Here is a 21538-nt window from a genome sequence, read left to right as displayed (position 1 = left end):
GGTGTTCAGTCTGGCAGAGGGTGGCCTCTTTTGCAGCCCGGTTGACGCTCATCTCGAGGGAAAGGCGACAAAGGGTAGTGCGCAAACGGACAAAAAGGGAGATAATAGGAAGTAATCAGACTGATCGTCTGGTGCCCGAATCCAACCCCCCACGGGAGGACAGTCGTCAATGCGGAAGACAATCGGAAACAAGGTCGTTCTCATCGGAGCCGGTGACGTGGGAGTGGCCTACGCCTACGCCCTGGTCAACCAGGGAACCGTAGACCACCTCGCCATCATCGACATCGACGCCAAGAAGCTGCGCGGAAACGTGATGGACCTCAACCACGGCGTCGTGTGGTCGAGCTCCCGCACCCGCGTCACCGAAGGCACCTACGCCGACTGCGAAGACGCCGCCATGGTTGTCATCTGCGCCGGCGCCGCCCAGAAGCCCGGCGAAACCCGCCTGCAGCTGGTTGAAAAGAACATGCGCATCATGAAGGGCATCGTCGACGAGGTCATGGCCAATGGCTTCGACGGCATCTTCCTCATCGCCAGCAACCCAGTCGACCTGCTCACCTACGGTGCATGGCGCTACTCCGGCCTGGATAGCCACCGCGTCATCGGCTCGGGCACCGTCCTCGACTCCGCTCGCTACCGCTTCATGCTCGGCGAGCTCACCCACACCGCCCCCTCCTCAATTCACGCCTACATTATCGGCGAGCACGGCGACACCGAACTCCCCGTCGTCTCCTCCGCCACCGTCGCCGGCGTTCCGCTGTCCGCCAACTCCGACAAGGACCCGGACTTCGACGAGCGCATCGAGAAAATCTTCGAAGAGACCCGCGACGCCGCCTACGACATCATCGACGCCAAGGGATCCACTTCCTACGGCATCGGCATGGGCCTAGCCCGCATCACCAAGGCCATCATCAAGAACCAGGACGTCGCCCTGCCGGTCTCTGCCTACCTTGACGGCCAGTACGGCGAGCACGACCTCTACATCGGTACCCCCGCCGTGGTGAACCGTGGCGGTATCGGCCGCGTCGTCGAACTGCAACTCAACGAGCACGAGAAGGAGCGCTTCGAGCACTCCGTGAACACCCTGCGCGAAATCAAGAACGAGTTCTTCCCCGACGCGCCTTAAGAGCTTTGCTTTGTGGCCTTAAGACCTGCCCTGCGGTATTTCGCGGGTCAGGTCTTTTGGTTTTTGATGCCGCGGATGCGGTGGGCTGGCTTTGGCTGGGCTTACGGGTAGCGCGTTGTGGGGTTCGTGGGGCACATTATCCTGCGCTAACCCTTGTGGGCGCAGGATAATGTGCGTACTCTAGTTTGCACATGATGCTGTGCAAATGAGGGGAGCCGGATGTTCGTTCAATCGCCGATGATGTTCGCGGATTTCGTACGCTCGCAACGGGTCCAACGTGGGATGACACAGCAAGATCTCGGGTCACAAGCGGGGATGAGTCGTAGGTGGGTGCAGGACCTCGAATCGGGCAAACTCGTGCCGTCCCTGGAAGCCACGCTGAGAGTGGCTTCGGCATTTGGCTACGAGTTGCATCTAGAGCCGATGCCGAGCGCGTCCCCTCTAGACGCCTTGTTTGATGAGCTGGCATGAGCGGGCTTCCAGACATTCTTGATCTCTGGCTCGACGGGAGGTTGGCCGGCTCGCTCATGCGCGGCCCTACTGATGAGGTGGAATTCTCCTACGACGCGGAATACTTCAATAGCCGAGGAGTGACTCCGCTGTCGGTGAGCATGCCGCTCGTCCAGCAGCACTATGGCCCCAATGAAGTGATGCCGTGGTTGTCGAACCTGCTGCCAGACGCTGTGGAGGTTCGGGACCGATGGGCAGCCAAGTTCGGGGAGACTCGAAACGACCCCTTCACCCTCTTGCGGCATATGGGTCAAGATGCGCCGGGTTCAGTACAGGTGGTGCCATGGGGTGCGCAGCCTTCTCAGCTCGGCAGCATGTCGCACATCACCGATGCACGTATCGCAGAGCGGATTCACGAGATCATCGAAGATCCCGACCATTGGGTGGATGACGGCGACGAGGACCAGAGCCGTTTCTCTCTCAGTGGTAACCAGGGAAAGTTCGCGCTCGCAAAGCTCGATGGACGGTGGTTCGAACCCAATGGGCGAACAGCGAGCACGCATATTGTGAAACCGGGGATGGTCACTGTTCAAGGGCACACCAATGCCGAGGTCCAAGCGGTCGAGTTCGTCTCAATGCGTGCCGCGCGCTATTTAGGGCTCACGACCGCCCTGGTCGACATCGAGGATTTCAACGGCCTGCCCGCATTCGTCACGCAGCGCTATGACCGCCGCATCGACCAAAACCGGACGGTCACTCGACTACATCAGGAGGACTTTTGTCAGGCCCTCACATTTTTACCTTCTCGGAAGTATGAGGAGGACGGTGGCCCGACGATGGCGGACATGGTCGCCGTCGTCGATAAGCACAGTTCTCCACGCTGGCGCGATAGCGATCGATTGGCTCTCGCCCGGCTGTTCGCGTTTAACCTGCTCACTGCCGGGGTCGACGCGCACGCGAAGAACCACAGCCTCGTCCTCAGCGGAAACCTGGTGCGCCTCGCGCCTGCCTATGACCTCATCTCAGCACACGGAATGTGGAACAAGGACCGAGTGCGGTTTAAAAGCTCAGCCGCTGTCCGCTATGGCAAAGCGCGACCCTACCGCCAAATCACGGGAAGGAACCTGGCCCGCACTGCCGACACATTGCGAATGGACCGCCGCGAGTTCCACGAACAGCTCGTAGACATGCAGCGCAGACTCCCCAGCGCCCTTGACAAGGCGGTGAACGAACTCCCAGAGGAAATGCTGACGGAACGGGTGAAACGTATGCCCGAACGCGAGACAGAATTCGGAACAGATGTCACCTCACGTATGACAATGGGTGATATCGAAGACACCCCCACATTCGATCCACCATCTAACCGCAACCACCGCAGTCGCAGCCGGGTGTGGACACCAGGACAGCTGAAAGACGGCGTGTGGGAGTTGGGGAGCTACCGAAATCGAGGCCACTCACGATAGGCATCCACCACAGCAGTCAAAACAGAATCCACATAGCCGCTCGCTTCACTGCGGCTGCGTAATTCTCGAGCCCCTCGTTGCCACACTGCTTATCGCCCAACATTCGAATGCTCTCAGGCAAAACGTGGACGCAAAGGAGCAAATTACCGGCAATCCTGAAGAGATGACTGATTCGATCTCAACGATGGAACCTATCGAGCGCCGGGAAGCTGCGCTCGATGGCCACCAGAATCTCGCCATCGACTAATACTCAATCCGTCGCTTGGTACTCCCCTTACCTGTAGCGGGCGAACTGCTTCCGACTTCGGTAGGCCACGCCGAGGGGGCGCGGCTGCGCACCCTAGACGCCGCTCACCCGATCACACCTGGGCCCCTGAGGTGATTTCCGGAGAGTTCAGCGCATTTCTCTCCGACGTGTTGTGAGGGCGGGGCCGCGCCTCACAACCCACCGCTGAAACTCGCCTCCTGAGAAAACTAGCTCAGCCTAAAGGCTACTTCTCGGTCCAAGTGCGATGCTAAGCGTGGCCGCCAGCGAGGATTCCAAGGGCGTAGCCCACCTGGCCGGCATGTTGGGCAGCATCATCGACGATGCTGACCAGCCGGGTAGCGCGCGTCACCGGCGGATACCAGTCCTCATCCACCACGTCGGCCAGCGTTTCTGGGTCCAGCGCACTGAGGTAACTGCTCAAGGCCTCACCGGCTGCGAAGACGTAATCAACGAGCGCTTGGGGATCCGTCACCACGATCCTCCGAGCCTCGTCGCTCGTTTGGCCGTAGCCGACACCGTCGCCTAGTTCACCAAGCCCGAGCCGTTTCGCAAAGCCCTGACTCGTCCAGACCTCCGGCAGACCTGAAAGTGCGCTCAATTGAACGTCGATCTCCCGGCCCATGTGCCACAGCAGCCACCCGATGGAATTGTCGTGCCCGCCCGGGTGGGCGGCCAACAGTTCAGGAGTCAGCTGGCCACGAATAGACACAATCGCGGCGACAGGCCGACGGGCAAAATCGAGCAGAACCTCAGTGGGAAGCATGCCAATAGCGTAAATCGTCACTAAGTAAAGTGTCACGAAACTGTCGGAAGCCGTCTGATTGAGACAACTTGCCCCGACAATCAAGATGTCGGAATACCGAATGAACGATGTCCCGACACTTCGCGTCGGGGTCATTTCGTTGCGCGTTCAGCAGTATTCCCCGTCGGACGAACACCCAGGTTTCCCAGTGATACAGGGGCTTGTACGAAGGTGCGAATCGGGCATCGACCCCTGCGGTGAAGGACCAGCTGGATTCGATGGTCCGGGAATCTAGATGACTCGAACACTTCTCGCTGCCTCCGAGGTAGGTCGACCGACTGTTCGAGGACTAAATACGGGTATGAACGTTCGTGGACTGGCGACGAAGTACGGCATCTATCGCGCCACGGCGTCTACGCATCCGAGCCGACGGAAGAATCCTCGACATCGTCCGGGGTTTGACATCAGACTGTGCGTGGACTTTTCGCCGTTCGTGGTCACTGGCACTCGCGACCTGGGTGAGATCCCTTCAATTCCCGTCCGACGCATCGCCTTGGACACCGTCTTGCGGTTAACAACGATCCCCTCATCATGCAGGCACTAGTGACTCTCGGCGCCCTGTAGGTGTGATGTGTGTCCTTCCACGACTCCCAGATCTTCTCATCGAGTTCCTCGCGGAACTGCTTCCGAGGATTGTTACCAGCAGCCTTGTTGCCCTGCTGGTAAGCCCATTTGTAGTACCCGGACCGGGAGACCTACAGTAGCTGGGCCATACGGGAAATGCTGTAGTTCGCCTTCTCCTGACTCATCAGCTGGAAGCACTCTATTTTCGTTGCCTCGATGCGAAGAAGGCTGCTGCTTTTCCCAGGAACTCGTTGTCGAGTTTCAGCTCGGCGAGTTCCTTGCGCAGCAGGTCTGATTCGGCGCGTTTATCAGTGTCTAGCTCATCAGCTGGGATCTGACCGGAGCGTTCGCGTTCAGCCTTAACCCAGCGACCTAACAGTCCCGTGCCGATGCCCAGTTCCCAGGCGACTGCTGCGGTCGGACGTCCGGTGTCGATGACCAGCCGGGCGGCTTCCTAGCAGTATTTCGGGGTGTATCTTTCCTCGTAGTCATATTGGCGGACATCTTTAGTGATGGGCTGGCGTCCCATCCTTATTGGGGCTCCCTCATTCGGGGTAACTTTACCGCAACCTTGTGACAGTGGATACTCCCTAGGAAATCATGGGAGAACGGGGACAGGCAGACGGGTTCGAGAACCTATGCCGTTGCTTCCCATACTGTGTGTCTCACCCTGATCTGAGGGAAGGGAGTCCGTTTTGTTTCATCGGAGAACGCAGGTCCACGGCCCAACTAATGGTCGAGAGGACTCTCCAGTTCCCACACACGGCGGTAGATCGGACCTCCGCCTGTCCGGATCGAAAGCGCGCGAGCCTCTTCGAGGGTGGCACATGGCTCAGACCAGACGCACCATGAGCGGTCGAATACGTGCCAGTCGATGTAGGGTTGCGGGATTTTAGGATCTTGGTTCCAAGGCGTCATGTGAAATGACGCTAGTGCCTCATCTTGATTCTGGCAGGTGGACAGGAGGTCAGTTTGTTAGCTCTCGGAGGGTTTCGGGCTCTCGCGCTCTGGAAAGTAGTCATCGGAGATCTTCCTCACCTGGCATGGACGCTGCCTAGAATGCGCAATACGCCGCTGCTGCTGAGTCGTGTTACAGCCCCGATCCCCTGACTCCGTCTGATCTGAAACGGAGCGATGCACAGACCTTCATTGACCGGCATAGCGAGGTTGAACTCTCAGGCAGAGTGTGTGGGCTAGCTCGGGAGCAGAAGATCAGAGATCTGCTGCGCACGTTCCGCTACCCCCGTGCGCTTCGAATAGGCATAGAGGTTGAGCCCAACCGCGAACACGCTCTTTACCGGCGTGCGGCTGTCGACTGTATTCCAGTGGATCGGCTCGGATAGCTCGGGATAGACCAAGATTGCCTGCGGGCTTCCCGCGTGTGCCGCCGTGGTGAGCAGCTGGTACATGTGATTTCGGATTGACTCTGGCTTTTTGGGCCGACTGTACTTTGCTTCGAACGACGCGATGGGCCCGTCGGGTCCTATGATTAAGTTCTCTGGATACGCCTTGCGAATGGAAAGAAGACGCGCGAGGGACGCGGCTTCTGATGGAGCGGTACTAGGTTGAAGGATCTGGACTGCTGGGTGGCGCTGGTTGTGCCAGTCGTATCCGTCGACCTTGCCCTTCCGTACGACCGCTCGCACAGTGCGATCGAGAAGCTCTTCTAGTAGCACCCAAGGTTCAAGCGCAACCTCGACTCCGGATAGGGTTCCGTGACGTGAAGCGAAGCGGGAGTTCGAGAGGACGACTTGTGCGATGGACCACGCCTCGTTATAAGCGGACCATTGTTGTGGGAGAGGGCGTCCAATGACGGAGGGGTCGACGCTCACAGTGTCGGGTAGCCCCGGGCGGACTTCGTGTGAGAGCTTCACAAGTGCGTTGCGGACGGTGCCGTCGGTGACCGAGCGCGACAGGATTGTGGCGGCCAGAGAGAGCGCCGCCGTCAACTCGTTGTTGGTGTCGAGCACGGATCTGTGGACCGGAAAAGTTAACTGGCGGAACGGCTTCTCCAGCAGCCACCGATCGACGTTAAGCCGACCGGTAAGGGCATTGCTGTGAGGGAACTCAGTATGCAACACCTCGATTGGCCCCTCGGCTCGCATGGCTCGTTCCAGTCGCTCTTGGAAGATGGCGGCGAGCCCCGCCTCTAGGCTGTTCCTGCCGCCGGAGCGGGAGGCTTGACGATGGCCGGCGATTGAGGCACGCTCAGGCAGCATCAGATCAATTGCGGCGCCCACCCAATCTTGGTCGTCGCCCACTTTCGGAACCACGCGTAGACTCGTCCGTGCGTTGATCGAGATAGTACCTACGACGTTGCGGGGTACGATCCCCCGGGCTGAATCCTTGAACAGGCTCAGCCGGGGTTTGAGCCGACCCTGTAGGCGCGCCCGGGCGCGTGTTAAGTCGACTAATTCGACACCGGACAACGCTCTTACCGGCTCTCCCTCGACGACCTCGATGACCCGACGTCTCATGGACCGACGAGCGTTCCCAAGATGGCCCACGCCTCGACGGGCTCGGAGCCCACCAGAGTCATAATGTGTAGGCTGCGGGGCGCGTACTGATCCAGGTCTGAGGGCGCGTCAACCCAACTGGCGAACCGCGACGTGTCGGGCACCCCAGCGCTGGCCTCGGGTGCCTTTAGGATCGCGCCGAGAGTTTCTGGATCGTCGCGGTATGACATGCGCAGGGTGGCGATGAGGCGCTGGTCTACGGCGTGGGCGAGCGAGTCCATTGCCGCATCGACGTTCTCGCCAGATACCTTCCAGACGAGAGAATGACCGAGCTCGAAGTCGGGACCCGAGACCGCGCGAACTCGTTCATTGAGCATTTGAAGGAGCCGAATCGCCATTAGCTTCACGTCGTCGGGTTCTGCCGGAGCTTCGGGGAGTGGGCTGGCCGGGTCGATGCCGAAGTGGTCTGCGAGTACGTCGTAGTCGGGAGCGACTTCGATAATCGAGAAGCGGCGGCGCATCGCGCTGTCGAGGACTGCGACGCTACGGTCGCTGCTGTTCATGGCGGCGACCAGCTTTAGTTGGCGCGGAAGAGAGAGCTGTGCAGGCACGCTGCCATCGTCTTGGGCGTCGTGGCGGAAGTCCTCGGAGACAGTCACCTTCTGAGTCGGGTAGCGACGGGTAATCTGGGCGCCGGCAATGCCGGTCGCCAGGTGGGAGCGCTTGTCCTCGTCTAGAAGGGCGAGCGTGTCGCCGAAGATCGCAGCAGCCTGTCCGCGGTTGAACTCATCCACGATGAGAAGGCCGACCCGGCCCTCGGCCTCGGCGAAGTGAGCGAGCTCTAGCAGCGGACCAGGAATCACTTGCACTCCTCCGGGTTCCTGGGGATGCGGGAACACGCCAAGGACGAAGTTCTCGTAGCTGTACCCGGGGTGGAAGACAAGGGAGACTGTCTGGACGCGCTCTGTCGGATTTGGCCTTCCTCGCCACGAGTCGTGGTTGCGTTCGGGGCTGAACTCCCACTGATCAAGCTGGCCTTCCATAACGGAGCGCAGATCCTCAAGAGCGACCGTCTTTCCGGTCCCCGGCGGGCCCGTGAGTAGGACATTGGGACCGTTTTGGAGGGCGTTCTGGATCTGATTTACAAGCCGCTGGGCCCGAACTGGCGGCCGAAAGACGTGGAGCAGGGCGGAATCTTTTCCGCCATGAATGAGAGTCTGGACAGCTGGCGGCAGTAGGTCAACTGAAGCCCATTCATACCCCGGAGGCGGGTCGACGAGGTACATGCGAGTGTGGACCTGGTGTTCTTCACCTTTTAGCTTTACCGCCACCGCCCACGCGTGGATGCCGGCGGAATTTGCGGCGTCCCATTGGCGGTTAACAGCGGCGGCGGCGTCAACCGGCTCCAGACCTTGTGTGAACACGTTAGGGTCGCCAGGGAAGGTCTCAATCGTGCCAGCGTCCGGTATGCGAGTGGCCCTCCACGGCCGGGGGGCGTTTCCATAAGGCCAGCTCATCCGCAGGCGCCGCTCGCTCGACGACTTGCGGATTTCGTCACTGAGTTTGCCGCCGGGCCAAATGTAGTCGATCTTCGCATTGGTGCTGCCGTCTCCGTCCATGAGAAGGCGAACAGTGTCGTCGTAGATCGAGCCGGGTATCTGGAAGTAGTCCTTTGTGAAATCCCCATGTCTGACGCGACCGTAGGATGCTCGGTAATTTGCCTTCGTGATAGGTATGCACCATATGGCTTCAGCTGGTCGCCAACTCATCAAGACCTCCCGATCACGATCGCTTCGAGCGAGTCGCTAGGCTCGACGTCTCGCTTATTTTGCGCCGCGACCGAGCGGCGCGTCGTCAGGCTGACGATCTCGTGCCCGGCGAATAGCTCCCGAACAAGCGGGGTGTCACGGTTAGACATCATCCAGGCGACTCCGCGCTCTGAAAGATCTTCGCACAATTCAGCCAGCTCTAGCAGATCCGGCGCGCGAAAGCGTTTTTCCGTGTAGAGATAGAACTTGGAAGTGTCACTGATCGGCAGGTAGGGCGGATCGAGATAGACGAAGTCGCCGGGCTGGGCAAGTGTGACTGCGTCACGGAAGTCTCGCATGCCAATGTCGGCTGTCTCGAGACGCAGGCTGACAGAGTCGATCTGATCGCGCGTCAGCCCTCGGAAGGGTCGGTTCCCCCAGGGAACGTTGAACTTACCCCAGCGGTTTACGCGCCACAGTCCGTTCCACGAAGTCTGATTCAAGTAGAGGAAACGCGCCGCACGAGGGACTACCCCGGTCGGCTCCATAGTGCGTACGCTGAGATAGAAGTCCTTGCCCCCAGCTACGTCCTTTATGCGATAGTCCTCCAGAGCTGCTTCCAGCTCGTCCCGGTGGTTACTCACCGCGAGCCAGGCATTTACAAGCTCTTCGTTGAGGTCGCTCAGATACGAGACTTTCGAGACGCGATCCGCCAGAGCGAAATACATGGCTCCACCGCCGAGGAAAGGCTCATGATAGTTCACGATCGTTTCGGGGACATATGGCAGTAGCTTTGCGAGCAAACGAGTCTTGCCTCCCGCCCATTTAATGAATGGTTTCCTAGCGGGCACGGCAGTGCTGAAAAGAGGTTCAGCCACGACTCCCCCTACGGGCGGGCTCCGTGGTTGCGTCATTGGGGACCGGCAGTATGTCGCCCACCTTGGCTTGTCGGTAGCGGATAAGCATGTTGCGCAACTGCACTCCTGACATGGCGTGGGACTCGACAACAAGAGAGGCCGTGAGCTCCCTACGATTGCAGTTAGTTCCCGCCTCGTTGGCACGCTTTACGAGAACGTCGAGCAGCTGATCGACTGCAGTGGGCCAGCGGATACCGATCTGACAGGGGGTGCCATCGCTAAGGCGCTCGTCCGGCGGCGGGCACTTGGGTGTCGACATAACAGTATGATAGCATGTAGATATCAAATAGATACCTTTCAACTCGGAGTACTGGCGCGTGGTGATGCTGCAAGCGTCCCGTAAGCGTCATTAGGTTGTGAAGGAACAGGGAGAGATAACGATGGCGGATCAGATTACACTCAGCTGGCCCGGCAAGGAGCTACTGCTAGCACCCTCGGGCGATAGCAAGTACGAGTGGGTCGACCCCAAAGCGCATCATCCTCGCCCTCTTGATGCACTCCACGTTGAGGCAGCAGTACCAGGCCAAAGCCATGGACTCGTGATCTGCGGAGATGCGCTTGACGTTCTGATGCAGCCGCCCTCGCTGATCGCTAAAAAGTCGGTGCGCCTCGTGTATGTTGACCCACCGTTCAACACTGGCTACACGTTTGGGGACTACGATGACGCGATGGATAGTGGTCAGTGGCTGTCCATGCTGAGGGACAGGCTCGCCGCAGTCAAGCCCCTCTTGCGAGACGATGCAAGCGTCTGGATCCACCTTGATGACTCTGAAAGTCACAGGGCACGGTGTGTGCTTGACGAGGTTTTCGGCACGAAGGCATACGTGGCAACCATTGTCTGGCAGCGCCGCACCACACGCGAGTCGCGCAGCGCCATTTCAACGAACCATGACACAATCCTGGTTTACGCGCCTGCGGGCCCCGTGTCGTGGAAGAAGCGTCGGAACTTGCTGATGAAGGGTACTGAGGACTTAAGGAACCGTGACCACGATCCCCGGGGCCCGTGGGCTGACGCGCCATTCACCGCACCAGGTTACCGAGCGAACCAGCAGTACACGATCGTCACTCCGACCGGGCGCAAGCTCTCGCCGCCGCGGGGCCGGAGTTGGTACGCGACCGAGGAGACGTATCGGCAACTCGTTGCCGATGACCGCATCTGGTTCCCCAAGGGCGGAGCAGGCTCTCCGCGGCTGAAACTGTTCCCACACCAGCTGCGCGGCCTAGTGCCGTTTTCGGTCTGGTCGGCCGCGGAGACCGGGACAAACGACGACGGGAAGCGGCACCTGCAGGCACTGTTTCCCGAAGGATTGGTGTTCGCCACGCCGAAGCCCGAGGAGCTGCTAGAGCGGATCATCCATGTGGCGACCGATCCGGGTGAGTTGGTTCTTGACCTATTCGGCGGGTCTGGCACGACCGGTACGACGGCTCACAAGATGTCGCGAAATTGGGTCCTTGTGGAGCGCAACCCCCGGACCGTGTCAAACGTGATGCTACCCAGGCTTGCTAAGGTGCTCATGGGCCACGACCAGGGTGGAGTTTCGGCGTACCACGGATGGGCCGGCGGTGGCTCCGTATCGGTATACCGAGCCAAACCAGCTAAGGGTAGAGGTGGAACTGTCAAGATCCCTGTCGAATTGCTCGCTGCGCGTACGAAGGTAGTCAGTCAGGCAACGGCCTGAGCTATGCCGCCTAATCTCAATGCTATCGAACTGAATCTAAGGACATTCGCTGTCTGCGATTTTTGGTAAGCCCCACTTTGCCCCCAGTTGGTTGAAACTCCAGACTTTGCAAATTCCATCGCTTTTGCACCCGGCAACTCGCTTATACAGGAGTGGGCTTGACCACCAATTCCTGGCTCTCCCAATGTGCCGAATCTCCCCGGCACAGGCACAATGTGGTGAGTAGTACTCACGAGGGAGACGAGGCACGTGGACGAGTCCAGGCTGCAGGAATTGATCACCAAGGTCGACAGGCTCATCGTCGATCTCAATGAGGATGCGAAGCTTCACGGAGAGGCGATTGCTCGGGTCGCTGATACGCATCGGGATGGTGCGCTTAACCTTGTGCACTATGCGGCTCTGCGGCAGCATGATATTCGTCCTATCCAGGGTGGATTGTCGTCGGTGGGGGCGACTCGTTTGACCACGACGGAGCCTTCTGTGTTGCCGCGCCTCCAGGCGGCTCGCAACGTTCTTTCGGCTTATGCGGGGGAGGAGTTGAAGTACACCTCCTCTGAGGTCGGAACAGCTTTTGCCCAAGCGGATGACATTTTGGAGCAGCACGCGGACACTCTGCTCGGTGAGACGTTGGAGGAGACGAGTTCGCGCATCATGGTCACCCTCCCGTCGGAGGCGGCCACTGACCTGGAGCTCGTCCGTGGGTTCGTTGATGCTGGCATGGAGCTGGCCCGCCTCAATTGCGCTCATGATGGCCCAGATGCGTGGGAGCAGATGATCGCTAATGTCCGCGTCGCCGCCAGCGAGGCGGGTCGTGAGGTCAAGGTTGCCATGGATCTCGCGGGTCCGAAGGTCCGGACGGGGGCTATCGTCCCGGGTCCCGAGGTGGGACGGGCGCGCGTCACCCGCACCGAGACCGGCCTGGTGACCACCCCGGCGAAGCTGTGGATCACCCCCACCGGCGCAGAATCACCACAGATGCCGGTCCTCGCTGGCCGCCCGGCGCTACCGGTGCAGGTCGATGAGGAGTGGTTCAATGCGTTGGAGGTGGGCAGCGAGATCACGCTGGTGGATAATCGCGATGCCAAGCGCACCTTCACCGTGACAATGCTTGTCGACGGCGCCGCCCTCGCCGAGGGCCAGCGCAACGCCTACATCTCCAATTCCACCCTCCTGCAGCATGAATGGCGGAAGGCCCGCGTCAGCGGCATTCCCGCCACGGAGCAGAAACTGCGGCTCCATGTTGGTGATCGCCTCATCCTCACCGATGATCCGGCACCTGCGGCGCCCGCGCCGGGCTGGACCCCGAGGATCAGCTGCACCCTCGCGGAGGCGGTCACATCCATCGATACCGGCCAGCGGGTGCTGTTTGATGATGGCTCGATTGGTGCGCGGGCCGTCGATAAGCATCGCACGGACGAGGGATTTACTGAGGTCGCCCTCGACATTGACTATGCCGGTGCCAACGGCACCAATCTGGCTGCGTACAAGGGCATTAACCTGCCCGACACGGACTTGCCGCTGCCCAGCCTCAGCGCGGAGGACATCGATGCGCTGCGTTTTGTGGCGCGCCACGGCGACATCGCCAACGTCTCGTTCATCCGCAACCCGGCGGACGTCGCGTTCCTCTTGGACACCCTAGAAAGCATTGCGCAGGAGTCCGAGGACCCGGAGCGGGTGCGCAACCTGGGCATCGTGCTCAAGATTGAGACGATTCCGGCTTTTGAAAACCTCGCGCTCATCCTGCTGGAGGGCTTGCGGCACGCCAACCTCGGCATCATGATTGCGCGCGGCGATCTAGCTGTGGAACTGGGCTTTGATCGCATGGCTGAGGTGCCGCGCCTCATTGCCCAGATGGCCGAGGCCGCGCACGTGCCCACCATCATGGCCACGCAAGTCCTGGAGAACCTGGCCAAGTCCGGCCTGCCCTCCCGGGCGGAGATCACCGACGCCGCGTACGCCCTGCGCAGCGAGGCCGTCATGTTGAACAAGGGCCCGCACATCACCGATGCGATTCGGGTTCTCAACGTCCTGTCCACCAAGCTGGGTCGCTCCCAGCGCAAGAACCGCCAGCTCCTCCGGAAAATTGGCAGCTGGTCTTAAAGGCCATGAAGATCATTGCTCACCGCGGCTATTCCGCGCGTTTCCCCGAACTGACCCGCCGAGCCTTCGAGGCGGCCCTCCAATTACCCATCCACGGCGTCGAGTGCGACGTGCGGCTGACCCTCGACGGCGAGGTGGTGGTCATCCACGATCCCATCATCGACCGCGTCGCCGATGGTTCTGGGCGGGTGTCCGCGCTCACTTTGTCACGGTTGCGGGACTTCAACTTCGGCACCGCCCTCGACCCGCAGGAGGTGCTCACCCTCGGCGACTTGCTGGACATGGTCACGGAGTACGACGACAAGCACATTTATATCGAAACGAAGCACCCCATGCGCTACGGGCGGATGCTGGAGGAGCAGGTCGTGCAGTGCCTACGGCACCGCGGGCTTGTCGACGACCCCCGCATCCACCTCATCACCTTCGCAGCGTCGGCGGTGGTGAGGATGAAACAAATCGCCCCCCAGATTGACCGCTTCCACCTGCGCCGCAAGATCGAACGCTGGCTTAACCCCATCGATACCCATCCTGGGGCGCCCACCGGGCTGGGATTGTCCCTCGCGCGGGCGCGAAGCAAGCCGGAGCTCATCGGCAAGAATGGCCTGCCCACCTACGTGTGGACGGTCAACAAGCCCAAGGACATGTTGTGGGCCCGGGACGCCGGCGTCGACATGATTGCGACGGACGAGCCGGAGCTGGCACTGAGGGTGTTGGGTCCAAGCTCGTCGTAGCGCCCAGGTATCTTGGACGCCATGGCCAAGAAGAACAAGAAGAATGCTGAGGTTCTGCCTGAGGGCATGAGCCGTCGTCAAGCCAAGATGGCTGCCCGCGCCGCTGAGCGCGCAGCCCTGGAGCCGGACCCGCGCCCCTATGGCGGGCTGGCGGCAGAAGCCGACCTGGTGGCGTTGCAGGAGTTCGTGCCCTCGGCCGTCGCCAAGCTTGATGTCACCGGCATCGACCGGGACGTATACGTGGCGACGGTGCTGCCCGGCGGCGGAGCCGCGCTGGTGCGGGAGACCGGCGAGGCCTTCGTGGCCCTCCAGCTGCCGATCCGCAGCGCCAACCCCGGCCGCGACCTGGCCAAGGCCCTAGCCTGGGTGAAGGGTGCCCAGCCTGGGCAGACCCTGGACAATGGTCAAGCCGACGGTACGGAGCCTGCTCTGAGCGAGCTCATCCCCGCCGACGCTGAGCTGGAGATCACCGAGCACCAGGACTTCAACTGGTGGATCCCCGAAGGAACCCAGCTTGACGCCGCGACTGCTCAGGGCATGCAGGCGGCGAACGACGCCGTAGTCGAGTCGCACCGCATCAACGTCGAGATCCCCGGCGCCGTGTGGTGGGTCGATCCGGGCAGCGGCAAGGCCCACATTCGCTGGGTCCGCCCGGTGGACAACGAAGACGCCCTGCTCAGCGCCTTGGCCCGCATCGCCGCCCGCGGTGAGCTCAACCTCGGCGAGGGAACGAAGTTCGCCGGGGTCTTCCGCACGCACGGCATCGTCGTGCCCGTGTTCGACCTCGACCCGGTGGTCACCCACCTGGAATACGACGAGGAACTGCAGCGCGTGTCCAAGGCCGTCGACGCCGAGCTGGACAACGATTCCCAGCTCAGCGCCGACGAGCGCAAGCAGCTGCAGAACATCAAGTCCCGCCAGGTGACCATCCGCTAGCGGACTACTTCATCGAGCTCCACAGCGCCTGCGCGCCGGCCTGATCCCACAGCACCACGTTGCCCACGGCGTAGTCGGCGAACCCGCCGACGGGAACGGTCTCCGTGGTGACGCCGCCGCGCATGGCCAGCGCCATCCGCGCCAAGTGCCACGCATGGTCGCCCTTGCCCACGGTGAAGGAGTTGGCCGTGTTGGACACGAGCGGGAAGAAGTCGAAGGGATTGAGCAACGTCGACGGGCGGGTGGCCTCGGACATGAGCGCCCCGAAGAACTCCCGCTGGCGATCCACCCGGTCGAGGTCACCCATGGCGGTGGCGCGAGTGCGCACATAACCCAAGGCGGAGGGCCCGTCCATCTCTTGGCAACCCGCGACGATGTTGAGGTTGGCCAGTGGATCATTGATGGGCTCGGTGGGGCAGAGCTCGACCCCGCCGATGGCGTCCACGACGTTGGCCAGCCCGCCCATGCCGATCTCTGCGTAGTGGTCAATTCGCAGGCCAGTAGCCTGTTCGACCGTGGACGCCAGCAAGGTTGGCCCACCGTAGGTGAAGGCGGCGTTGATCTTGTCCTCGCCGTATCCGGGGATGGAAACGTAGCTGTCGCGGGGCAGGGACACAAGCCGCGCCTGACCACCATTGGGGATGTGCAGCAGCATGATCGTGTCCGTGCGGCCGATGCCAATGTCACCGCCGGTACCCAGCCGGGCGACGTCCTCCTCGCTCATGCCCTGACGGGAATCGGAACCCACGAGCAGCCAGTTCGTTCCGGCGGTGTTGGCCACCTGCGGGGAAGGAGTCGCCTCGACGCGGGTGAGCTTGGAATCCACCCAGAAGAGCATCGATATGCCGAGGACCAACACCACCGCGAGTAGCCCGCCGAGCGAGCGGAGGTAACCACCCGGCCGGGGAGCCCGTCGACGCTTACGGGGTGCTGCGGCCGGTTGGGGGCGAATGGATCGCGGCACTGGCTGCCCTGATTGCGCAGGTTGGGGCCTACGGGGAACCTCGCGCGGGGGAATGTACTGCCGAGGAGCCTCGAAGCGGGTCGGCTCGGCAGCGGGAGGCGGGGCGTCGCGACGCGGGCGACGCTGCGGGGTGCTCCGCGCCTCCGGCCGAGCTTCCGGGCGGCGGCGAACGGGGCGGCCGAAACGATCGACGAGGGGACGGCCGTCGCGCCCACGGACGATGTCGCCCGAATCGCGTGGGTCGGTAGATCGCGGGCGGGGTGGCCTGCGGTCGTCTCGGTAGTCCCGTTCATCCATGGATTAGAGGTTACCTGTCACAGTCCCAGAAATGAGAGGTTGCCGGCCAGGAGGGAGTAGCCGACGAAGGCGAAGGCATCGATGAGGAAGTGAGCAATGACCAAAGGCCACACGCGGCCGGTGCGCCAATAGAACCACCCGTAGAGCAGGCCCATGAGGATATTGCCGAAGCCGGCGGATACCCCCTGGTAGAGGTGGTAGCTGCCCCGCAGCACACTCGAGGTAGCCAGCGCGGCGGGCATACCCCAGCCGAGACCACGCAACCGGGTGAGCAGGTAGAAGACGACGACGATTTCCTCGCCGAAGGCATTCGCCCCGGACCAGAGCAACTGCACGGGCACTTCCGTCCACGGGTGCGTCAACGTGGTGGGGATCACTTCCCGGGAGAGGCCGAGGTGGACCGCGGAGGCGTAAAAAACCAGGCCGGGGAGCCCAATGATCGCCGCCAAACCAGCGCCCCAAGCCACGTCGCTCCAGCGCGGGGGATGGAGCGTGATCCGATCAGCGGCGAGGAGGAACAAGGCGAGGCAACCGTAGGCGACGAGGACCCCGGCCGAGCACAATTGCAGAGCCAGGTCGATCCACGCCGACGAGGACATGGTGGTGTTGAGCGTGACCTGCTGCTCGTTGAGGGGAGTGGGGTCGAGGAGGGCATCGATAAGCCGGAGCGAAGCCCGCAGACCCGAGATGCCAAAGGTGATGGCCAGGACGAGCAGGATTTCCAGGCGCACCCGCTGCAGGCGTGGCGTAGTCATCGCTCCAGCTCCCCGGCCAGCTGCAGTAGGGAGGCATCATCGAGGGTGATCGACCCGAGGTGCACGCCCACCGGCGGTCCGCCTGCCACGGTCCACGGCACCGAGATCGCCCCGCGCCCGGACATGTTGAACAGCGAGCCCCACGGCGACCAGCGGGTCTGGGCGAGAAAATTCTCCTCGGGCTCCAGGTCGGTGAAGTAGCCGATGGGTGGGGGAGCGGCCGTGGTGGTCATGGGGGTAACGATCGCGTCGACGCCCCAGTTCACAGCAAGTAGTGATGGCAATGCCGCCGCGTGAGCCGTGGCCTCGGCGAACTGGGATCGGGTGACCGCGCGACCGTGGGCGCGCAGCCACGCCACGATGCCCTCGGTGGGGCCGCGCAGCCCGACGAGCTTGGCGGTAAAGATCGTGCGGAAGGCCGCGAAGGTCTCCGCCGCCTGCGGATACGGGTCCACCGCCACGACCTCGTGCCCCGCCGACGCCAACACGGACGCAGCTGAGGTCAACGCCGCCAGCATGAGGTCATCCACCTCTGCCTCGGCGAACAACGGCTCGGCTAAGACCCCGATCCGCCGGCGGGGACCCACGCCCACGGGATGACCGTGCAGAAACGCTGCATCATCGACGGTGCGCGTGATAAACCCCTGGGCGGCCAGCTGCGGGGCGGAGGGCTTAAACCCGACGACCCCGCAGGCGGCCGCCGGAACGCGGATCGAGCCGCCCCCATCCGACGCATGGGCGGCGGGAAGAATACCGCGCGCCACCAGCACCGCCGCCCCACCGGATGATCCAGCGGGGGTGCGCCCGGGCCACAGCGGATTATCGGGGAAAGCCAGCCCCGGCGGCTCGGTGTAAATGGTCAACCCCAGCTCCGCGGCAGCCGACTTGCCCGGGATAATCACCCCCTCGGCCAACAACTCCTCCACCACAACGTCGTTGTGGTGGGCCAGCCGGGCGCGCCGGGCCGACCCGGAGGTGGTGGGCATCCCGGCCACGTTGGACAGATCTTTGATGGGCATGAGCACACCGTGGAGGCGGCTGCGGTGGGCGGGAGGGACGGCGTCGATAAGCATGGCCGCCGAATAGGCGGCATCGAGGTCGAGATGACTGAGGCCATGTTCCGCAGGGGTGAGGCCGTCCAGGCGGCGCGCCAACTCCTCCACCTGGGAGGTGGCGGTGAGCTCACCACGACGAAGTGCGGCGACAGTCGCGCGGACGGAGGAAACCATGCCGACCACATTACGACTGGATAGGCTGTCAGTCATGACCACCACTGTCGCTTTCCTCGGACCCGCCGGAACTTTTACGGAGGCGGCGCTCCTGCGCTTCGCCGAGGCGGGTGCCTTTGGGGAGGCGGAGATCGTCCAACTGCCGGTGAGTTCGCCGCGGGAGGCGCTCGATGCGGTGCGAACGGGGGCCGCGAGCTTCGCGTGCGTGGCCATTGAAAACTCCGTGGATGGGTCGGTGACCTCGACGTTCGATGCCCTCGTTGATGATGGCGGAGTGCAGATTTACCGGGAGTTGGAGCTGGAGATCGCCTTTTCCATCATGGTGCGCCCCGGCATGGCGTTGTCGGACGTGCGGACCTTTGCCACCCATCCCGTCGCTCATCAGCAGGTGCGCAAATGGCTGGCGGAGAACATTCCGGAGGCGAAGTTTGTCCCGGCCTCGTCCAATGCGGCCGCCGCGGAGGCCGTCGCGGAGGGCAGAGCTGATGCCGCCGCTGCCCCTGACCGTGCCGCCGCCCTGTTCGGGCTGGACGTGGTGGCGGATAACGTCGCTGACCTGGCCGGGGCTCGGACGCGCTTCGTCGTCGTCGGCCCCCGCGGCGTCCCCACGCCGCGCACCGGGAACGATTCCACGACGGTCGTGTTCACCCTCCCCAACGAGCCCGGCACGCTCGTCGGCGCGCTCACGGAATTCTCCTTGCGAGGTGTGGACATGAGCCGCATCGAGTCGCGGCCCACGCGCCAGGAGTTCGGCACCTACCACTTCTATGTCGACCTCAACGGGCATATTGATGATGCGCCGCTCGCCGAGGCCCTCCGCGCCCTCTGGCTGCGCGCCGACGACATCACCTATCTCGGGTCGTGGCCGATCCCGCGGGAGGAGGGTCGCCTGGAGGAACTAGAAACCAACCTCACCCGCCTGCAGCTGGCAACGGATTGGGTGCTGGCGGCGCGCGAAGGCCGGGAGGGCATCTGACATGGCCGGACGCCTCATCCTCCTGCGCCACGGCCAGACCCACAGCAACGTCAATCGCCGCCTGGATACCCGCCCGCCCGGCGCCGAACTCACAGCCAATGGTCGCGCCCAAGCGCGCGAAGTCGGCCTCGAACTAGCCACCTACAGTCGCTTATCGACGGTCGCTTCCTCCGTCGCCCTGCGCGCCCAACAGACCGCAGTCCTCGCCGTCCGGGCCTACGAGGAGGCCTCCGGCCTCCCCGAAAACAGCCAACGCATCGACGTCGTCCCAGGGATCCATGAAGTCTTCGCAGGGGACCTCGAGCTGCTCAGCGACGAAAAGTCCCACCTGCACTACTTCCAGGCCCTGCGGGGATGGCTGGCCGGGGACGAGCTCGCCGCCACCCCCGGCGGCGAGACCTTCGTTGACGTGGTGGGCAGGTTCCGGCCGGTCCTGGAAAACCTCGTGGCAGAAAACCTCGCTGACGGTCAGGAGGGCGATGTCCTCGTGGTCAGCCACGGGGCGGCGCTGCGGACCGTGGCCACCCATGCCACCGGGGTCGACCCCGACTACGCTTTCGCCGGCTACCTAGGCAATTGCCGCTTCATCGTGCTCGACCCGGTGGGCAAAGAATTCGGGCAGTGGGAGATCCTGCGTTGGGCGGATGGGGATCTGCCGGGCTGAGATGGTGGGCTAGCCCCAACCGAGTTCGTGCAGCTCGTGTTCTTCCAGCCCGAAGTAGTGCCCGACCTCGTGGAAGACGGTCACTTTGATCTCCTCCGCTAGCTGCTCCTCGGTGTCGCAGAATTGCTGAAGCGCGCCTTTGTAGATGGAGATCGTGTCGGGCAGGAACCCGGTGTGATCAAAGGTGCGCTCGGTGAGCATCACGCCCTCATAGAGCCCGAGGATGCCCGGGTTGGCCTCGTTGAACTCTTGGACCAGGAAGACAACGTTGCCCAGGTGGCGGGCGAATTCCTCGGGGATGAGGTCAATGGCGTCGTTGACCATCTCCTCGAAGACGGAATCGGAGACCTCGATCACGGGGTTGCGGCGGACTCTCGGAGGGGGTCACGCTCCGGCGGGGCGGCCGGGGTCTGGCCATCAACCCTCAGAGCGTCGCGGCCATCCTTGGCGGAACCGGTGACGGTGGCAAACGCTCCATCCTCGCGGGCGAAGGTGAGCGCGCAGTTCACCGAGCGGGAGCCGCCGATCCACGAGGCCTGCTCCAGGGTTCCCCAATACGGCTGCAGGGTGGATTGGTAGAGCTGTTCCTCCCCGCCCAGATAGTCCATCGCGGCTTGGGTGCACACGCCGGAGAGGTAGCGGTCCTGGTCTTCTACGGAGGGAACGCCCTCCGGGAACTGCGAGCTGAGATCAACCACCTGGGTCACTTCGAGGTTGTGGTCCTCGGAGCAATTCACTGTCCGCAGCGATGCGGAATTATCTACGAACACGCACTCCCCGGGCTTGGATACGCGCGCTTGATCCTGGGTGGTGGCACTGCCGACGGTGAGCATGGGCATGCCGGAGGAATCCGTGGACTGCAGCCCGCACAGCATGGTCCGATCGCCGGCTTCCCAGGCGGCGGCCGGGGGCAGGATCGGGGCGATGGAGTAGCGACCCACCGGGTCAAAGCGGCCATTGAGGAACCGCAACGTCGGGGCCTGGCACAACTCCTCGCGCAGCTGGGCTTGGCGGGTGAGGTCCGGGCGAGGGGCCTCATCGCCGAATTCAGACGAGGGGTAGGTGCCCAGGTTCTCCCGGGCAGAGACCTCAAAACGGTGCTCGCTCTCGCACGGGGTCTGTTCGAAGTTGGTGACCTCGCCCGACTCGGCGACGTTCCACGTCAAGCAGGCGCCGACATCGGCCGTGGTGAAGGAGGCGGGCTCGTCGGCGGACGCGGACACGCCACTGCCGTGCGTGGCATCGCCGCCGACCGGGTGGCCCGTGAAGTAGCCGTAGGTGCCGATCGCCGTGGCGGCGCACAACGTTGCCACGAGGCCGGTGCGCACGGCTATCGCTGATCGAGCGGATCGCAGGTTCATAATTCTCCCATTGTGCCCAGTTGGAGTTGACGATACCAACGCGCCACGCGAT

The 21538-nt window shown here is 62.6% G+C and carries 20 protein-coding genes and 1 pseudogene; 10 read left to right on the top strand and 11 right to left on the bottom strand.

Going from position 1 to position 21538, the window contains the following annotated elements; genetic code table 11:
* The first annotated feature begins 169 nt into the window (after window positions 1-169).
* The 4 genes from CTEST_RS12405 (at window position 170) to CTEST_RS13930 (ending at window position 3286) form a co-directional block, all read left to right on the top strand.
* The gene (locus CTEST_RS12405) at window positions 170-1126 is read left to right on the top strand and encodes an L-lactate dehydrogenase (protein ID WP_047254002.1); all 957 of its coding nucleotides are present in this window, start codon (window positions 170-172) and stop codon (window positions 1124-1126) included.
* Between the two features lie 219 nt (window positions 1127-1345).
* Window positions 1346-1597: a helix-turn-helix domain-containing protein gene (locus tag CTEST_RS13990; RefSeq protein ID WP_047254001.1), complete on the top strand. Its 252-nt coding sequence runs from the start codon at window positions 1346-1348 to the stop codon at window positions 1595-1597.
* Window positions 1594-3039, top strand: coding sequence for a HipA domain-containing protein (locus CTEST_RS12395; RefSeq protein ID WP_047254000.1), 1446 nt, complete (start codon window positions 1594-1596; stop codon window positions 3037-3039). The genes CTEST_RS13990 and CTEST_RS12395 overlap by 4 nt, the downstream gene beginning before the upstream one ends.
* 124 nt (window positions 3040-3163) lie before the next feature.
* On the top strand, window positions 3164-3286 hold the full coding sequence (locus CTEST_RS13930; protein WP_269082320.1) for a hypothetical protein: 123 nt from the start codon (window positions 3164-3166) through the stop codon (window positions 3284-3286).
* A gap of 268 nt (window positions 3287-3554) precedes the next feature.
* Here the strand turns inward: CTEST_RS13930 and CTEST_RS12390 are convergent, their stop codons facing one another.
* The 6 genes from CTEST_RS12390 to CTEST_RS12370 form a co-directional block, all read right to left on the bottom strand.
* Window positions 3555-4070, bottom strand: a complete 516-nt coding sequence (locus CTEST_RS12390) for a DinB family protein (protein WP_047254462.1) — start codon at window positions 4068-4070, stop codon at window positions 3555-3557.
* An 802-nt stretch (window positions 4071-4872) separates the two neighbouring features.
* Complete coding sequence (locus CTEST_RS13955; RefSeq protein ID WP_330217653.1) at window positions 4873-5115, bottom strand: hypothetical protein; 243 nt, start codon at window positions 5113-5115, stop codon at window positions 4873-4875.
* A gap of 751 nt (window positions 5116-5866) precedes the next feature.
* A complete protein-coding gene (locus CTEST_RS12385; protein WP_047253999.1) occupies window positions 5867-7150 on the bottom strand; it encodes a 5-methylcytosine restriction system specificity protein McrC in 1284 nt (427 codons plus the stop codon).
* On the bottom strand, window positions 7147-8748 hold the full coding sequence (locus CTEST_RS12380; RefSeq protein WP_158408169.1) for an AAA family ATPase: 1602 nt from the start codon (window positions 8746-8748) through the stop codon (window positions 7147-7149). The genes CTEST_RS12385 and CTEST_RS12380 overlap by 4 nt, the downstream gene beginning before the upstream one ends.
* A 149-nt stretch (window positions 8749-8897) precedes the next feature.
* Window positions 8898-9755, bottom strand: coding sequence for a DNA adenine methylase (locus CTEST_RS12375; RefSeq protein WP_047253997.1), 858 nt, complete (start codon window positions 9753-9755; stop codon window positions 8898-8900).
* Complete coding sequence (locus CTEST_RS12370) at window positions 9748-10053, bottom strand: hypothetical protein (RefSeq protein WP_047253996.1); 306 nt, start codon at window positions 10051-10053, stop codon at window positions 9748-9750. Before CTEST_RS12370 ends, CTEST_RS12375 begins: the two co-directional genes overlap by 8 nt.
* 121 nt (window positions 10054-10174) lie before the next feature.
* On the opposite strand from CTEST_RS12370, the gene CTEST_RS12365 reads away from it, so the two are divergent.
* The 4 genes and pseudogenes from CTEST_RS12365 (at window position 10175) to CTEST_RS12350 (ending at window position 15240) form a co-directional block, all read left to right on the top strand.
* A complete protein-coding gene (locus tag CTEST_RS12365) occupies window positions 10175-11473 on the top strand; it encodes a site-specific DNA-methyltransferase (RefSeq protein WP_047253995.1) in 1299 nt (432 codons plus the stop codon).
* Between the two features lie 249 nt (window positions 11474-11722).
* Window positions 11723-13573 carry a pyruvate kinase gene (locus tag CTEST_RS12360; protein WP_083985620.1) on the top strand — a complete coding sequence of 617 codons (1851 nt, stop codon included), beginning with the start codon at window positions 11723-11725 and terminating at the stop codon, window positions 13571-13573.
* Between the two features lie 5 nt (window positions 13574-13578).
* Window positions 13579-14354, top strand: a pseudogene (locus CTEST_RS12355) (glycerophosphodiester phosphodiesterase).
* Window positions 14326-15240: a DUF5926 family protein gene (locus CTEST_RS12350; RefSeq protein WP_047253993.1), complete on the top strand. Its 915-nt coding sequence runs from the start codon at window positions 14326-14328 to the stop codon at window positions 15238-15240. The pseudogene CTEST_RS12355 and the gene CTEST_RS12350 overlap by 29 nt, the downstream one beginning before the upstream one ends.
* A 4-nt stretch (window positions 15241-15244) precedes the next feature.
* On the opposite strand, the gene CTEST_RS12345 is transcribed toward CTEST_RS12350, so the two are convergent.
* From CTEST_RS12345 to CTEST_RS12335, 3 genes are read right to left on the bottom strand one after another with little or no spacing between them, the layout of a single operon-like run.
* Complete coding sequence (locus CTEST_RS12345; RefSeq protein WP_083985618.1) at window positions 15245-16501, bottom strand: LCP family protein; 1257 nt, start codon at window positions 16499-16501, stop codon at window positions 15245-15247.
* Between the two features lie 17 nt (window positions 16502-16518).
* Window positions 16519-17256 carry a CPBP family intramembrane glutamic endopeptidase gene (locus CTEST_RS12340; RefSeq protein WP_047253991.1) on the bottom strand — a complete coding sequence of 246 codons (738 nt, stop codon included), beginning with the start codon at window positions 17254-17256 and terminating at the stop codon, window positions 16519-16521.
* The gene (locus tag CTEST_RS12335; protein WP_236686100.1) at window positions 17253-18521 is read right to left on the bottom strand and encodes an amidase; all 1269 of its coding nucleotides are present in this window, start codon (window positions 18519-18521) and stop codon (window positions 17253-17255) included. Before CTEST_RS12335 ends, CTEST_RS12340 begins: the two co-directional genes overlap by 4 nt.
* Between CTEST_RS12335 and pheA the strand changes: the two genes are divergently transcribed.
* Together pheA and CTEST_RS12325 are read left to right on the top strand one after the other, a co-directional pair.
* A complete protein-coding gene (gene pheA, locus CTEST_RS12330) occupies window positions 18520-19461 on the top strand; it encodes a prephenate dehydratase (protein ID WP_047253989.1) in 942 nt (313 codons plus the stop codon). The two genes, CTEST_RS12335 and pheA, sit on opposite strands and share 2 nt — an antisense overlap.
* Before the next feature lies 1 nt (window position 19462).
* Window positions 19463-20125, top strand: coding sequence for a histidine phosphatase family protein (locus CTEST_RS12325; RefSeq protein ID WP_047253988.1), 663 nt, complete (start codon window positions 19463-19465; stop codon window positions 20123-20125).
* 9 nt (window positions 20126-20134) lie between these two features.
* On the opposite strand, the gene CTEST_RS12320 is transcribed toward CTEST_RS12325, so the two are convergent.
* The gene (locus CTEST_RS12320) at window positions 20135-20482 is read right to left on the bottom strand and encodes a metallopeptidase family protein (protein WP_047253987.1); all 348 of its coding nucleotides are present in this window, start codon (window positions 20480-20482) and stop codon (window positions 20135-20137) included.
* Complete coding sequence (locus tag CTEST_RS12315) at window positions 20479-21486, bottom strand: septum formation family protein (protein ID WP_047253986.1); 1008 nt, start codon at window positions 21484-21486, stop codon at window positions 20479-20481. The genes CTEST_RS12320 and CTEST_RS12315 overlap by 4 nt, the downstream gene beginning before the upstream one ends.
* Between the last annotated feature and the right edge of the window lie 52 nt (window positions 21487-21538).

Origin of the sequence: Corynebacterium testudinoris, assembly GCF_001021045.1 — a bacterium.
GTDB lineage: Bacteria > Actinomycetota > Actinomycetes > Mycobacteriales > Mycobacteriaceae > Corynebacterium > Corynebacterium testudinoris.
The sequence above is the reverse complement of the archived record's forward strand: the minus strand, read 5'-3'. Positions and strand labels throughout refer to the sequence as shown.